Here is a 12,542-nt window from a genome sequence, read left to right on the forward strand (position 1 = left end):
CGGCCCGCCCCCCAGGTCCGCGTTCGCCCCCGAGTGCAACTCCCGCTACCGGAATTCCGGTAGCGGGAGTTGCGATCGGCAGCAAACGCGGGGGTGGGGACGTCAGCCGATGATCAGGCTCATCGCCTCTGCGCGGGTGGCGGGGTTCGCCATCACGCCGCGGACGGCGCTGGTGACGGTCTTCGCGCCGGGCTTGCGGACGCCACGCATCGTCATGCACAGGTGCTCGCACTCGATCACCACGATCACGCCCTGCGGGCTGAGGTGCTTGACCAGGGCGTCCGCCACCTCGGACGTCAGGCGCTCCTGCACCTGCGGCCGCTTGGCGAAGGCGTCTACGAGCCGCGCAAGCTTGCTGAGCCCGGTGATGCGTCCGTGCGAGGGGATGTAGCCGACGTGGGCCACGCCGGTGAACGGCAGGAGGTGGTGCTCGCACGTGCTCCACACCTCGATGTCACGCACCAGCACCATCTCGTCGTGTCCGAGGTCGAAGGTGGTCGAGAGCACCTCCGCCGGGTCGGACCGCAGCCCGCTGAACATCTCGCCGTACGCCTTCGCCACCCGCATCGGGGTGTCGCGCAGGCCGTCGCGGTCAGGGTCCTCCCCGACGCCGATCAGGATCTCGCGGACGGCTGCCGCCACCCGCTCCAGGTCGATGCCCACCTCAGGCTCCCGGCTTGTCCTGTGCGCCACCGTCCTTGCCGGTGGATTCGGTGGACGGGGCCTGCGGCGGCGCGAACGGGTGCCCGCCGTGACCGTTGCCCTGCGGGTCGCCGGCCACGGGCTGCTGACCGTAGGGAGCCTGGCCATAGGGGGCCTGGCCATAGGGGGCCTGGCCATAGGGGGCCTGGCCGGACGGCGGCTGGGGCGGGTAGGGACCGCCCTGCGGCCATCCGCCGTAGGGCGGCTGGCCCGGGTAGCCCTGCTGCGCCATGGGCGGCTGCCCCATCGGCGGCTGCGCGTACGGCGGCTGGCCGTAGCCGAAGCCCGGCGGCAGCTGCTCGGGGCCGCCCGCCGGCACCGGGACGGGTGCGGGCTCCGGAGGGAGCACCCGCTCGGGCGGGTCCACCGGAGGGATCGAGCTGGGCTTGCGGGTCTCGGACCCGGTCCAGGCCGGACGCTTCGGCCAGCGCTTCATCGGCTCGAAGATCTTCGCGACCTGCTCCTTGTCGAGGGTCTCCTTCTCGAAGAGCTGGCGCACCAGCTCGTCGAGCACCTCGCGGTTGGCCTCCAGCACGTCGAACGCCTCCTGGTGGGCGTTGGCGATCAGCCGCGCCACCTCGGCGTCCACCTTGGCCGCGACCTCCTCGGAGTACTCGCGTGAGGACCCGGCGCCGTAGCTCATGCCGAGGAACGGCTCGTGGTCGCCGGAGCCGAGCTTGACCGCGCCGAGGGCCTCGGTCATGCCGTACTCGGTGACCATCGCCCGGGCCAGCTTCGTGGCCTTCTCGATGTCGTTGCCGGCGCCGGTCGTCGGGTCGTGGAAGACCAGTTCCTCCGCGGCACGACCGCCCAGCATGTAGGCCAGCTGGTCGAGAAGCTCGCCTCGGGTCTGGGAGTACTTGTCGTCGTCCGGCATCACCATCGTGTAGCCGAGCGCGCGGCCGCGAGGCAGGATCGTCACCTTCTGCACCGGATCGGTGCCGGGCATCGCCGCAGCCACCAGGGCGTGCCCGCCCTCGTGGTAGGCGGTGATGAGCAGCTCGCGCTCGTTCATCACCCGGCTGCGCTTCTGGGGCCCGCCGATGACCCGGTCGATGGCCTCGTCGAGCTGCGGCTTGCCGATGAAGCGGAGGTTCATGCGCGCCGTCAGCAGTGCCGCCTCGTTGAGGACGTTGGCCAGGTCGGCACCGGTGAAGCCCGGCGTCCGCTTGGCCACCGACGACAGGTCGACGTCGGGCGCCAGCGGCTTGTTCGCGCCGTGGACGCGCAGGATCTGGAGGCGTCCCTTCATGTCGGGGGCCTCGACGGGGATTTGCCGGTCGAAGCGGCCGGGACGCAGCAGCGCCGGGTCGAGCACGTCGGGACGGTTCGTGGCCGCGATCAGCACGACGCCGCCGTGGACGTCGAACCCATCCATCTCGACCAGCAGCTGGTTCAGCGTCTGCTCGCGCTCGTCGTGCCCACCGCCCATGCCGGCGCCGCGGTGGCGTCCCACGGCGTCGATCTCGTCGATGAACACGATCGCAGGCGCCGCCTCCTTGGCCTGCTCGAACAGGTCGCGGACGCGGGACGCGCCGACGCCGACGAACATCTCGACGAAGTCGGAGCCGGAGATCGAGAAGAACGGCACCCCGGCCTCGCCCGCAACCGCACGGGCCAGCAGCGTCTTGCCGGTTCCGGGCGGCCCGTACAGCAGCACGCCCTTGGGGATCTTGGCGCCGACAGCCGTGAACTTGGCCGGCTCGGAGAGGAACTCGCGGATCTCCTGGAGCTCCTCGATCGCCTCCTCACAGCCCGCGACGTCGGTGAAGGTGGTCTTCGGGGTGTCCTTGCTGGCCAGCTTCGCCTTCGACTTGCCGAAGCCGAGCACGCGGTTCCCGCCGCCCTGCACGTTGTTCAGCATGAAGAAGAACAGCACGCCCAGCACCAGGAACGGCAGGACGCTGAACAGGAACGTGCTCCACAGGTTCGGCTGGGCGGGCTGGCCGTTCCACGAGTCGAGGGTGCCGGCCGCCTTGCGCTCGTTGAGCGCCTGGATGATCTGCTGGCTCTGGTCGCCCACCCAGTACGCCCGCAGCTTCTGCGGCGGCGTGTCCTTCGTCGTCACCCTGATCGACTGCTCGCCGTCGGTGAGCACCACCTCCGCCAGCGGGGTGTTGCTGTTGATCAGGGCGACCACGTCGGAGGTGGGCTTGTCGGTGTAGCCGCCGACGTTGCCCCAGGCCTCGATGACGAGGACGATCGCCACGATCCCGAGCACGGCCCAGGTGAGCGGGGAGCGGAAGAACCGGTTGGGTTTCATTACCTGCCTTCGTCAGCGGCGCGGTTGCGCACATAGGACGATACCGAAGCGCGCAACCGGCTCCGGCGGTCCCGCCCGCTGGTCGGGGCGGGGTCAGCTGTAGACGTGAGGGGCCAGGATCCCGACGTCGGTGAGGTTGCGGTAGCGCCCCGCGTAGTCCAGGCCGTAGCCCACGACGAACTGGTTGGGCAGGTCGAAGCCGATGTACTTCACGTCGATCTCGGCCTTCATGGCGTCCGGCTTGCGGAACATCGCCATGATCTCCAGGCTCGCCGGGTTGCGGGACGCGAGGTTCTGCATGAGGTAGGTCAGCGTGAGCCCGGTGTCGATGATGTCCTCCACCACCAGCACGTGGCGTCCCTCGAGATCGGTGGAGAGGTCCTTGAGGATGCGCACCACGCCGGAGGACTGGGTGCCCATGCCGTAGGAGGAGATCGCCATCCAGTCCATCGCGCAGTCGATGTGCAGCGTGCGGGACAGGTCGGCCATGACCATCACCGCGCCGTTCAGCACGCCCACCAGCAGGGGGTTTTTGCCCGCGTAGTCGCGGTCGACCTGCGCGCCGATCTCGGCGAGGCGGGTCTCGATGTCGGCCTTGGTGTAGAGGACCTCGGACAGGTCGGCGGTGATGTCAGCGGAATCCACGCGGAGACCTTACCCCCGTGACGAAGCCGGCGGTCGCCCCGGCCCCGGCGGTGAAACCCGCAGCCGGCCGTCGACGCGCCGCACCCGCAGCCCGGGCACGTCCGCCCCGCGCTGGCCGTGCCAGGCGGTGACCAGCGCGTCCACGGCCGCGACGTGACCCGCCGTCACGTCGGCGGCGCCGGCCTCGCGCAGCCAGTCCCGCAGGACGCGTCCCCGCAGCGCGGGCGGCAGCGACGCCAGCCAGTCGCAGGCCGGTTCCGGCTCCGGGTGGGACGCCCGTTCGGCGGCGGCGAGGGCGTCCAGGAGGTCGGCGTCGGCGCGGACGAGCGTGGCGGAGCGGGCGAGCGCCTCGGCGATGCCCGGCCCGAGCTCGGCCTCGAGCAGGGGCAGCACGCGCGCGCGGACCCTCACCCGCGTGAAGCGGTCGTCCGCGTTGTGCGGGTCGAGCCACGGCTCGAGGCCCAGTTCCGCGCAGGCCCTCCGGGTGGTCTCGGCGCGCACCCCGAGCAGCGGACGGACGACGCGCCCGCGGCGCGCCGGCATCCCGGCGAGCGACCGTGCGCCCGACCCCCGGGCCAGCCCCAGAAGGACGGTCTCCGCCTGGTCGTCGAGAGTGTGGCCCAGCAGCAGGTCGTCACCACCGGCGGCCTCCTCCAGCGCCGCGTAGCGGGCCTGGCGCGCTGCGGCCTCCGGACCCTCGCCGGAGGCGTCCACCTCGACCGTGAGCACCAGGGCCGGCAGTCCCAGCCCGGCCAGCCGCTCGGCGACCAGCGTGGCCACCGCGTCCGAGCCCGGCTGGAGGCCGTGGTCGACCACGGCCGCGCGCACGACGACGCCCGTGCGCCGCGCCACCACGGCGGCCGCCGCGGCCAGCGCCAGCGAGTCGGGTCCGCCGGAGCAGGCGACGAGGGCCGGGCCGGTGAGGGCGGCCTCGACCGCCCGCACCACCTCGAGGGTCGCGGGTCCGAGCGCCCGGCGGGCCATCAGATCCGGTGCAGCCACAGCTGCGGGTCGTGCACCTCGTGGAGCGTCGGCAGCAGTCCGGGCGCCTCGAACGCCCGGTTGAGGGTCTCGACGCCGGCGGCGTCGATCACCTGGCGGCAGAACCCCGCACCGTCGCGGTACTGCTCGCGCTTGAGGTCGAACCCGAGGAGCCGGCGCACCCAGCTGCCCCACCCCTTCTGGTCACGGCGCGACTCGAAGGCCCTGCGGATCGCCGGGTAGCTCGGCACGACCGCCGTGCCGACGCGGTCCATCATCACGTCGGCGTGGCCCTCCATCAGCGACATGACCGCCGTCACCTGATCGAAGGCCTCCCGCTGCGCGGGGTTGGCGATGAGGTCACGCACGCTCGTCGGGCGTCCGGCCTCCGGCCAGCCGAACCGCAGCTCGTCACCCTCGAGGAGCTCGGCGAACAGGCCGAGCAGGTGGCCGCGCAGCCACGGGGCGTGCCCGAACTGGAATCGGTGGGTCTCCTCGTGCAGGCACACCCACAGCCGGAAGTCGGACGGGACCGCGCCGAGCTCGCGCTCGACCAGCAGGACGTTGGGGGCGACGAGCAGCAGCCGAGACGGGTCGGAGAACGGGTCGAACTGGCCGAGGATGCGCGCCGCGACGAGGGCGAACACGCCACCGGCCTGGGCGCCCAGGGCACGGGCGCGGACGCGGGCCACCGCCGAGTCGGGCTCGTGGGCGCCGACTCCGGCCAGCATGGCACTCGCCGAGCCGCACACCGCCGTGACCCAGCTGGCCCGGTCGACCACGAGCACCTCCGCCGGCGCGGGACGATCCAGGCGGGTCACCTCCGCGATGTGGCCGGTCGCCCGGGACGCGGCGTCCCGCAGGTCGGCGACCAGGCCGGCGATCTCGGACGGGCCGGCGTCCGGCCCCGGATGGACGAGCGCCCTGCCGGTGCTCGCTGCGAAGGGCCAGTCGACGACGGGCAGGTGCTCCATGGCTCCACCCTACGGCGCGGCCGGGAGCCGCAGGAGGACGCGCGGGGTCAGCGGCAGCCGCAGCGCACGAGCGCGGCGGCGGAGCGGTCGAGCCAGTTGTAGGCGGTGTTCTGCCCCGCGGTCCCGTTGGCCATCGCGGCGAAGACCAGCCGGGCGCCGTCCGCCGTGGTCAGGTAGCCGGCCAGGCTGGCCACACCGACCAGCGTCCCGGTCTTCGCGCGGACGTTGCCCCGGGCGATCGCCTCCGAGCTGTCGTCGAACCGGTCCTTCAGCGTCCCGTTCTCTCCGGCCACCGGGAGCCCGTCGGCCACGGCGCGGAGCTCCGGCGTGTGCACGGCGAGCAGGAGGGCCCGGGCCAGCACGGACGGCGTCACGCGCGAGCGGTCGGACAGGCCGCTGCCGTCGCGCAGCACCATGCCGTCGTCCCACAGGTCGTGGTCCTTCAGCCAGGCCGTGATCGCGGCGGTGGCGCCGGCGAAGCTCGGCGTCCGGCCGGTGGCGAGGGCCACGTGGCGCGCGAGGACCTCCGCCGCGGCGTTGTCGCTGAGCCGCAGGGTGCGCGCGATGACGGCCGACAGCGGCGCCGAGGACACCGACGCCACCGTTGCCGCCCCGTCGGGAGCCTCCTGCGGCCCGACGACGGTGACCCGGATGCCCTGCTTCTGCAGCCGCTTCGCGAAGGCGGTGGCCGCGGTGCGGGCCGGCTGCGGGTCGGAGCGCCACTGGTCGAAGCGGCCCTCCCCCACCATCAGCGGGGTCACCCGGGACAGGTAGCCGCGCCAGCGCGACTTCCACGCCGGGTTGAAGTCGGGGCCGGAGAACAGCGTGTCGTCGTAGCCCAGGCGCACCTTCGTCACCCCGGACGCCGCCAGCGCCTCCGCCGTGTGCACGGCGAGCGTCTGGAGCGAGGCGGGCTTGGTGGCCGAGGTGGAGGTCTTGTCCGTGAGCAGCGGGTCGCCGCCCCCGACCAGCACGATCCGTCCCTTTGACGGGCTGACCACGCTCGTGGTGAAGGTGTGGTCGGCGCCGAGGGTGTCCACGGCGGCGAGGGTGGTCAGCAGCTTCAGCGTCGAGGCCGGGGCCAGGGGACGGTCGGCGCCACGGTCGGCGAGCACGGCGCCGTCATCTGCCAGGACGGCGATCCCGCTCCGGGCGATGCCGGTCCGTGAGACCTTCGCCAGCCGGGCGGCGAGCTTCTCCGGATCGGGGACGGGGGCCGGCGTCGCGGACGCCGGGGAGGCGTCCGGGGCGGTGGGCCGGACGACGGCCGGGCCCTGCGCAGGACCGGCGGAGGCGGGGGTGCAGCCGACGAGGAGGACGGCGCACACAGCGGCGGCGATCACGCCGGGACCGGCCCGTCCGGGACGTCGCCGGGGTGACCCCACCCTTGTCGGGGCCCCGGCTAGCGATAGGCTCGGCTCACACATCGAGAACCCATCATGACAGAGAGGCTCAGATGACTCCGACGGAACGCCCCAGCTTTGCACGCCCCAAGATTCAGCCGAGCCTCCACTTCGACGTCACGATCGAGATCCCGAAGGGCACCAAGAACAAGTACGAGATGGACCACCACACCGGCCGCATCCGGCTGGACCGGACGCTGTTCACCTCGACCCAGTACCCGAACGACTACGGCTTCATCGAGGGAACCCTCGGCCAGGACGGCGACCCGCTGGACGCCATGGTGCTGGTTCCCGAGGCCACTTTCCCCGGCGCCCTCATCGAATGCCGCGCGATCGGCATGTTCCGCATGAAGGACGAGATGGGCGGCGACGACAAGGTGCTGTGCATCCCGGTCGCCGACCAGCGCCAGCAGAACCTCAAGGAACTCACCGACCTGGCCAACCTCGCCCTGCTCGAGATCGAGCACTTCTTCTCCGTCTACAAGGACCTCGAACCCGGCAAGTCCGTCGAGGGTGCGGTCTGGGTCGGCCGCGCCGAGGCCGAGATGGAGATCCGCTCCAGTTGGGAGCGCGCCCGAGGAACCTCCTACGAGAACGAGTTCACCAGGGACTGAGCCCGGCGATCTCGATGGCCACCCGCGGCGAACCGAAGGCACACCGGCTGTACCTGCTGCGCCACGCGGACGCCGCCAACCACGGCCTGGACGCCCGGGACGTCTCCCGGGAGCTCAGCCCGAAAGGACGGACGCAGGCGCGCGAGGTCGGTGAGGTGCTCGGCCCGCAACGGGTCGAGCTCGTGCTCAGCTCGTCCGCCACCAGGGCCCGCCAGACCACGGAGCTGCTGAACCTGCGCGCCCCGATCCGCTACCTCGACCGGCTGTACAACGCCGGCACCCGCCAGCTCCTCGCCGAACTGTCCGGGGTGGAGGACCGGGTACTGACGGTCCTGGTGGTCGGCCACGCGCCCGGCATCCCGGCCCTTGCCAGCAGCCTCGCCGACCGCCGGCACTCCAGCGGTGAGGCGTTGTCGATGATCCGGTACAACTTCCCCCCGGCCACGCTGGTCGGGCTGGAGTTCTTCGGCGGCTGGTCGGCGCTGGCGGAGGCCCGGCTGTTCACCGCCCGCCACCCCTGAGCTACTCGAAGAGCCCGCGCGCGATCCAGTCGCCCTTGCCGAACCCGCCAGGGATCGCGAACACCGCCGAGCCGACGGCGTGCGTCCAGTCGTTGAGGGCGTCGCCGGCATCCAGCCGGTTCTGGATGGGCACGAACTGCTGGGCGATGTTGGCGCAGAAGGCGAGGAACACCAGACCCGCGGAGGTCGCGGGGCCGTCCCCGGAGGCCTCGGTGAGGGTGTAGTTCAGGCCGCGGCGCAGGATCCGGCGGCCGTTGTTCTCCAGCGGGTGCGAGCGGCGCGCGTGCGCGTCGAGGGCGATCACCGGCGCGCCGGCGGCGTCCGTCGCACCCAGGTCGAGCGCGTCGGTCTCGAGGGTCCCGGTGAGCGGGGCGCCGGTGTCCAGCCGCCGTCCGATCACCTTCTCCTGGCGGTCGCGGGTGGTCCGGTCCCAGAAGTCGAGGTCCATCTCGATGCGGCGCACGACCAGGCAGGTGCCCCCGGCGAACCACGGCAGGGGGTCGTCGGCCCACACCGCGGCGTCGAGGTCGGGGCCGGTGGGGTTGCCGGTCCCGTCGAGCTGGCCGAAGAGGTTGCGCCCCGTCACCGGCGCCCCGCTGGCGTCCGTGCCCCGCCAGGAGCCCTCCTGCACCCAGGCCGGGCGTGCGAAGGTGGCCGCGTCGCGGGTGAGGCGACGGGCGACGTAGTCCACGGTGGTGGCGTCGTCCGCGGCCACGATCGCGAGCACGTCGCCGCCGTTCCAGCGGTCCTGGAGCCGGTCGTGACGCATCGCCGGGATCTCGACGAAGCCGTCGGGACGCCGCCGCAGCAGGCCCGGCAGGGTGAACACGCGCGGCCCCAGCCCCACCGTGACGCTCAGCGAGACCCCTGAGCGGGCCAGCTCGGGCGTGGGATCGCCCGGCACCGGCGTGCCGGCCATGGCGGACTGGATGTCGCCGCTCCACAGCTTGAGCAGCTTCACCAGGGGCTCCACGGCCAGGTCGTGCAGGCTGAACGCCAGCAGGCGGGTGACCGCGGGGGTGGGGGTGACGATCCCGGCCTGGTGCACCTCGTGCGGTGAGTAGTCCCTGCCGACGACCGTCTCGACCGGCGCGGACGCAGGGGCGCCCGCACGCGCGAGGGCGGCACCGGCGAGGCCGCCGGCCAGCGCCCCGGCACCGGCCGCTCCGGCGTAGCCGAACAGCCGTCGGCGGCCGAGGCCGGGCTCCATCCCGTCCCCGGCCGGCGGCACGCCCGGCTCGTCCGGCATCAGGCCGACGGGCTCATGCTCGGCATCGGGGAGTGGTAGTGGTCCTCCTCCTCGACGAACTCCTTCACCGGCGCGGTGACCGGCAGCGAGCTGCCGTCGGAGAAGTGCAGGGTGAGGTTCACCTCGTCGCCGACCGCCAGCTCCTTCTTCAGCATCATCAGCATCACGTGGTAGCCGCCCGGGGCGAGGTGGAGGTGGCTGCCGGCGGGGACGACCGCGCCGTCCTTCGCCTCCTGCATCACCATGGCGCCGTCCTTCATCACCATCTCGTGCACCTGCACCATGCCGGCGTCCGCGTAGTCGGCGCCGACCAGCTTCACGTCCGTCTCGCCGGAGTTGACGATGGTCATGAAGGCTCCGGTCATGCTCGCGTCCTTGGCGCCGGTGGTGGTGCGCACCCACGGGCTCTCGACGATGAGCATGGACGTGGCTCCCGCGGACGCCGTCCCGGCCGCCGACCCCATCGGCGCCGGTGCCCCCGGGGTGGAACTCGCGCAGCCGGTGGCGCCCGCGAGGGCGACCAGGACCGCCACGCCGGTGATCAGCCTTCGCATCACATCTCCCTCATCTCTGTGCGGTCATTCTTGCCGACTCCCGCCGTGCGTGCCCAACGACGAGTCCACCGAACCCCCGGCGCGCGACGCCGGTCGCCACTAGCGTGGGAGGAACGGAGGCGGGCTCGTCTCGACGCACGGACAGGATACCCCCTAGGGTATGCTTCGGTCGTCGGCGGAGCTGCCGGCAGAAGGAGTGGTAATGGCAGAGGTCGTCATTCTGGGAGCGGGGGTGTCAGGCCATACCGCCGCACTGCACCTCCGTCGCCTGTTGGGCAGGCAGCACACCGTCACCGTGGTGTCGCCGAACTCCCAGTGGAACTGGATCCCGTCCAACATCTGGGTGGGCGTGGGCGAGATGGGCAAGTCCGACGTGGTGTTCCCACTCGCCCCGGTGTACGCGAGGAAGGGCATCGGCTTCCACCAGGCGAAGGCGGTCGCGATCCGGCCGAAGGGCGACCGGGACGACTCCCGCGGCGCGGTCGACATCGAGTTCACCTCGCCGGACAAGGCGGGGACGACCCAGCGGATCCGCTACGACTACCTGATCAACGCGACCGGCCCGAAGCTGCGGTTCGAGGCCACCGAGGGCATGGGTCCCGGCGGCTACACCCAGTCGGTGTGCACGGCCGACCACGCCGTCGAGGCCAACGAGAAGCTGCGCGAGGTGATCGCGGTGCTGAAGACCGGCACCCCGCAGACCCTGGTGATCGGCATGGGGCACGGCACCTGCACCTGTGAGGGCGCGGCGTTCGAGTACGTGTTCAACGTCGACCACGAACTGCGCGAGGCCGGCGTCCGTGACCTCGCCCGGGTGGTCTACCTGACCAACGAGGCGGCCCTGGGCGACTTCGGCGTCGACGGCATGGTGTTCGACCAGCAGGGCTTCCAGACCACGAGCGAGCTGTGGACGGGCTCCCTGTTCCGCGAGCGCAACGTCGAGGCGATCCTCGGGGCGCACGTGTCCAGGGTCGAGGACGGGCTGATCCACTACGAGACGCTCGACGGCACCACGCACACGCTCGGCTTCGACTTCGCGATGCTCATTCCGCCGTTCGGCGGCGTGCCGCTGAAGGCGTTCGACGCCGACGACAACGACATCACCGCCGAGATCTTCGCCCCGTCCGGCTTCATGAAGGTGGACGCCGACTACACCGCCAAGCCCTACGAGGAGTGGCGCGCGGAGGACTGGCCCACCACCTACGCCGCGCCGGGCTACGACAACGTCTGGGCGGTCGGGATCGCGTTCGCTCCTCCCCACCAGATCTCGCGGCCCAGGAAGTCGGCGAACGGGACGATGATCGCGCCCTCCCCGCCCCGCACGGGCATGCCGTCGGGCGTGATGGGCAAGACCGTCGCCATGACCATCGCCGACCGCATCAAGAACGGCCCCGGCGCCCCGGCACACACCGCCTCCATGGCGCGGATGGGCGCGGCGTGCGTCGCGTCGGCCGGCACCGGCCTCACGAAGGGTTCCGCGGCGGCGATGACCATGCTGCCGGTCGTGCCCGACTACCAGCGCTTCACCACCGGACGCGACGAGCGGGAGACCCGCGGCGAGCTCGGCCTGCACGGCCACTGGGTGAAGCTGATGCTCCACTACCTCTTCCTCTACAAGGCCAAGGCCCGTCCGGGCTGGCAGCTGATTCCGGAGTGACCATGACACACCTGACCATGCACGAGCCCACCGGCGGCGGCGACCCCGTGGTCGACCTCTCCGGTGCCCCCCTGCCGACGAAGAAGACCCTGGACATGCGGCGCAACCTGCCGTTCCAGTTCACCCGGTTCCTGGCGTTCAACTCCCGGATCATGCGGATGGTGATCAAGGGCCACCACTAGGCCCGTCCGGACGACGAACGAGGCTGCCACCCGTGCGGGTGGCAGCCTCGTGTCGCGTCGGGTGCGGGCCGTTCAGGCCAGCGAGAGGAAGAGCTTCTCCAGGGAGGCGGTGTCGACGCCGCCCTCGGGGCCGGATTCGGTGATGCACTGGCGCAGGCCCGCCGCGATGACGGCGAAGCCGGCCCGGTCGAGGGCCTTGGAGACCGCGGCGAGCTGGGTGACGATGTCGGCGCAGTCGCGTCCGTCCTCGATCATGCGGATGATGCCGCCGATCTGTCCCTGCGCCCGCTTCAGCCGCTTGAGCACTCCGCTGAGCTCGTCGGTGTCGAGTTGCATGCTTGCGGCCCCTTCGGTCTGGCGGATGAGAGCGATCATACCGGCCGGAGTATGGGCCGAGGGGCTCATGCGGTCGTCTCCGCCGCCTGCTGTTCGGCCAATTCGGCGCGAACGGCGTCCATGTCTGCGGCGCGGACGGCGCCGATCAGCTCCTCCAGCGCGGGCGCGGGCATCGCGCCGGGCTGGGCGTAGACGAGGATGCCCTCGCGGAACACCATCAGGGTCGGGATGGACATGATCCGGGCGGCACCGGCGAGCTCACGCTCCGCCTCCGTGTCGACCTTGCCGAACACCAGGTCGGGGTGCTGCTCCGAGGCCGCCTCGAACACCGGCGCGAACATCCGGCACGGTCCGCACCAGGCGGCCCAGAAATCGACGAGCACGATGTCGTTGTCCGACACGGTCTGCTCGAAGTTGGCGGCGGTCAGGGTGGTGGTGGCCATGCGAACTCCTTCTCTGTA

General features: G+C 71.9%; 14 protein-coding genes. 4 read left to right on the forward strand and 10 right to left on the reverse strand.

Going from position 1 to position 12,542, the window contains the following annotated elements; all coding sequences use genetic code 11:
• Positions 1 to 102: 102 nt before the first annotated feature.
• The 6 genes from folE to dacB form a co-directional block, all read right to left on the reverse strand.
• A complete protein-coding gene (gene folE / locus ACFQQJ_RS03110) occupies positions 103 to 693 on the reverse strand; it encodes a GTP cyclohydrolase I FolE (RefSeq protein WP_377104004.1) in 591 nt (196 codons plus the stop codon).
• On the reverse strand, positions 665 to 2,965 hold the full coding sequence (gene ftsH / locus ACFQQJ_RS03115; RefSeq protein WP_377104006.1) for an ATP-dependent zinc metalloprotease FtsH: 2,301 nt from the start codon (positions 2,963 to 2,965) through the stop codon (positions 665 to 667). Before ftsH ends, folE begins: the two co-directional genes overlap by 29 nt.
• A gap of 93 nt (positions 2,966 to 3,058) precedes the next feature.
• Complete coding sequence (hpt, locus tag ACFQQJ_RS03120; protein WP_377104008.1) at positions 3,059 to 3,610, reverse strand: hypoxanthine phosphoribosyltransferase; 552 nt, start codon at positions 3,608 to 3,610, stop codon at positions 3,059 to 3,061.
• Between the two features lie 9 nt (positions 3,611 to 3,619).
• Positions 3,620 to 4,612 (reverse strand): tRNA lysidine(34) synthetase TilS, encoded by a 993-nt coding sequence (gene tilS, locus ACFQQJ_RS03125; protein ID WP_377104010.1) that lies wholly within the window; start codon positions 4,610 to 4,612, stop codon positions 3,620 to 3,622.
• A complete protein-coding gene (locus ACFQQJ_RS03130) occupies positions 4,594 to 5,565 on the reverse strand; it encodes a zinc-dependent metalloprotease (protein WP_377104012.1) in 972 nt (323 codons plus the stop codon). Before ACFQQJ_RS03130 ends, tilS begins: the two co-directional genes overlap by 19 nt.
• A gap of 47 nt (positions 5,566 to 5,612) precedes the next feature.
• Complete coding sequence (gene dacB / locus ACFQQJ_RS03135; RefSeq protein ID WP_377104014.1) at positions 5,613 to 6,908, reverse strand: D-alanyl-D-alanine carboxypeptidase/D-alanyl-D-alanine-endopeptidase; 1,296 nt, start codon at positions 6,906 to 6,908, stop codon at positions 5,613 to 5,615.
• A gap of 113 nt (positions 6,909 to 7,021) precedes the next feature.
• Between dacB and ACFQQJ_RS03140 the strand changes: the two genes are divergently transcribed.
• On the forward strand, positions 7,022 to 7,582 hold the full coding sequence (locus ACFQQJ_RS03140) for an inorganic diphosphatase (RefSeq protein ID WP_377104016.1): 561 nt from the start codon (positions 7,022 to 7,024) through the stop codon (positions 7,580 to 7,582).
• A gap of 14 nt (positions 7,583 to 7,596) precedes the next feature.
• Positions 7,597 to 8,103 carry a SixA phosphatase family protein gene (locus tag ACFQQJ_RS03145; protein WP_377104018.1) on the forward strand — a complete coding sequence of 169 codons (507 nt, stop codon included), beginning with the start codon at positions 7,597 to 7,599 and terminating at the stop codon, positions 8,101 to 8,103.
• A 1-nt stretch (position 8,104) separates the two neighbouring features.
• On the opposite strand, the gene ACFQQJ_RS03150 is transcribed toward ACFQQJ_RS03145, so the two are convergent.
• Both ACFQQJ_RS03150 and ACFQQJ_RS03155 read right to left on the reverse strand, forming a co-directional pair.
• Positions 8,105 to 9,352, reverse strand: coding sequence for a Dyp-type peroxidase (locus tag ACFQQJ_RS03150; RefSeq protein ID WP_377104020.1), 1,248 nt, complete (start codon positions 9,350 to 9,352; stop codon positions 8,105 to 8,107).
• Complete coding sequence (locus tag ACFQQJ_RS03155) at positions 9,352 to 9,906, reverse strand: copper chaperone PCu(A)C (RefSeq protein WP_377104022.1); 555 nt, start codon at positions 9,904 to 9,906, stop codon at positions 9,352 to 9,354. The genes ACFQQJ_RS03150 and ACFQQJ_RS03155 overlap by 1 nt, the downstream gene beginning before the upstream one ends.
• A 202-nt stretch (positions 9,907 to 10,108) precedes the next feature.
• Between ACFQQJ_RS03155 and ACFQQJ_RS03160 the strand changes: the two genes are divergently transcribed.
• Together ACFQQJ_RS03160 and ACFQQJ_RS03165 are read left to right on the forward strand one after the other, a co-directional pair.
• Entirely contained in the window at positions 10,109 to 11,563 is a 1,455-nt protein-coding gene (locus tag ACFQQJ_RS03160) for an NAD(P)/FAD-dependent oxidoreductase (protein WP_377104024.1), read from the forward strand.
• Between the two features lie 2 nt (positions 11,564 to 11,565).
• Positions 11,566 to 11,745, forward strand: coding sequence for a hypothetical protein (locus tag ACFQQJ_RS03165; protein WP_377104026.1), 180 nt, complete (start codon positions 11,566 to 11,568; stop codon positions 11,743 to 11,745).
• Positions 11,746 to 11,817: 72 nt separating this feature from the next.
• Here ACFQQJ_RS03165 and ACFQQJ_RS03170 read toward each other — a convergent pair whose 3' ends face one another.
• Positions 11,818 to 12,081, reverse strand: coding sequence for a metal-sensitive transcriptional regulator (locus ACFQQJ_RS03170; RefSeq protein ID WP_377104028.1), 264 nt, complete (start codon positions 12,079 to 12,081; stop codon positions 11,818 to 11,820).
• A 65-nt stretch (positions 12,082 to 12,146) separates the two neighbouring features.
• Complete coding sequence (trxA, locus tag ACFQQJ_RS03175; RefSeq protein ID WP_377104030.1) at positions 12,147 to 12,524, reverse strand: thioredoxin; 378 nt, start codon at positions 12,522 to 12,524, stop codon at positions 12,147 to 12,149.
• Positions 12,525 to 12,542 lie beyond the last annotated feature (18 nt).

This window comes from Propionicimonas sp. T2.31MG-18 (genome assembly GCF_964266745.1).
GTDB lineage: Bacteria > Actinomycetota > Actinomycetes > Propionibacteriales > Propionibacteriaceae > Propionicimonas.

Bases quoted from the DNA above. Each gene is read 5' to 3' on its own strand.
- ACFQQJ_RS03150 (WP_377104020.1), bottom strand. From the start codon at position 9,352: ATGCCGGACGAGCCGGGCGTGCCGCCGGCCGGGGACGGGATGGAGCCC.
- ftsH (WP_377104006.1), bottom strand. From the start codon at position 2,965: ATGAAACCCAACCGGTTCTTCCGCTCCCCGCTCACCTGGGCCGTGCTC.
- ACFQQJ_RS03130 (WP_377104012.1), bottom strand. From the start codon at position 5,565: ATGGAGCACCTGCCCGTCGTCGACTGGCCCTTCGCAGCGAGCACCGGC.
- ACFQQJ_RS03140 (WP_377104016.1), top strand. From the start codon at position 7,022: ATGACTCCGACGGAACGCCCCAGCTTTGCACGCCCCAAGATTCAGCCG.
- ACFQQJ_RS03160 (WP_377104024.1), top strand. From the start codon at position 10,109: ATGGCAGAGGTCGTCATTCTGGGAGCGGGGGTGTCAGGCCATACCGCC.
- trxA (WP_377104030.1), bottom strand. From the start codon at position 12,524: ATGGCCACCACCACCCTGACCGCCGCCAACTTCGAGCAGACCGTGTCG.
- ACFQQJ_RS03170 (WP_377104028.1), bottom strand. From the start codon at position 12,081: ATGCAACTCGACACCGACGAGCTCAGCGGAGTGCTCAAGCGGCTGAAG.
- ACFQQJ_RS03145 (WP_377104018.1), top strand. From the start codon at position 7,597: ATGGCCACCCGCGGCGAACCGAAGGCACACCGGCTGTACCTGCTGCGC.
- ACFQQJ_RS03165 (WP_377104026.1), top strand. From the start codon at position 11,566: ATGACACACCTGACCATGCACGAGCCCACCGGCGGCGGCGACCCCGTG.
- ACFQQJ_RS03155 (WP_377104022.1), bottom strand. From the start codon at position 9,906: ATGCGAAGGCTGATCACCGGCGTGGCGGTCCTGGTCGCCCTCGCGGGC.